Source organism: Priestia sp. P5_B4 (assembly GCF_056400385.1).
In genome coordinates, this window is sequence record NZ_JBFULJ010001176.1 from 1 (window position 1) to 954 (window position 954).

The window sequence follows — 954 nt, forward strand, 5'->3', positions numbered from 1 at the left end:
CTCTAATGCTGTTTCATATCCTATACCTGAACTTGCTCCTGTAATAACTGTATACTTCATATTTATTCTCTCCTTAAAAATATATTTAGATTGGTATTTAATAACAAGATATATCTCAGTCTAGTGTTGACAAAGTCAAATCGATAATAGTTTCTAATTCTTTCTTATCATCTGTTGTTTTTGCTAATACTCGTATTCCTACAAGGGAATTATGAATAAATTTAGAAAGCCCTTTGATATCATAGTGTTCAGGAATTTCTCCTTGTTCTTGACCGTGTTTCAGTAAATCGAATAATAAGGTTTCGGTCTTTATAAAAGTCTCTGTAACTTTTTCAGCTACTTCTTGATCAAGTAACGATAATTCAACTGCTGTGTTGACTGTTAAACACCCTTTTGGCTGTTTATCGGTTGGATAAATAACCATTTCAAATAATTTTCGTATTGCCTGCTTAACCGTTAATTCTGGTGTTATGTTACTTTTAAATCTTACATCCATTACTTCTACATAGTGACTTAGGGCTCGAATAAATAAAGTATGTTTATCACCGAATGTATCATAGATACTTCTACGATGAACGCCCATATAGTTCACCAAATCTTGCATGGATGTTTTTTCATACCCCTGTCGCCAGAAAAGCTCCATTGCTCTCCTTAATGCTTCTTTTTCATCAAATTCTTTATTTCTAGCCATGTACTCCCACCTTAGAACGTATTATCTCGTATGTCTGAGAAAGGATTTAGAATTATTCGATGCACTTAGAGTACAACAATTTTATACTATTCATTCCCCCTCAATAAATTCCTTAGGTAATTTAAGAATGATCATTCTTATTTTGGTAAAAAAAAACGGTTAGATCTAACTTGTTTTGAGTATATCAATTTAAGAACGTTCAGTAAAGAATTTTTAACCGAAAATTAAAAACCATTATTTTCCTAATTATTCAGAACTCATTC

1 protein-coding gene is annotated in these 954 nt (G+C 31.4%); it reads right to left on the bottom strand.

The window, feature by feature from the left end; genetic code table 11:
- Positions 1-115: 115 nt before the first annotated feature.
- Positions 116-691 carry a TetR/AcrR family transcriptional regulator gene (locus AC1DRF_RS29735; RefSeq protein WP_427077142.1) on the bottom strand — a complete coding sequence of 192 codons (576 nt, stop codon included), beginning with the start codon at positions 689-691 and terminating at the stop codon, positions 116-118.
- Positions 692-954 lie beyond the last annotated feature (263 nt).

Bases quoted from the DNA above. Each gene is read 5' to 3' on its own strand.
- AC1DRF_RS29735 (WP_427077142.1), bottom strand. From the start codon at position 691: ATGGCTAGAAATAAAGAATTTGATGAAAAAGAAGCATTAAGGAGAGCA.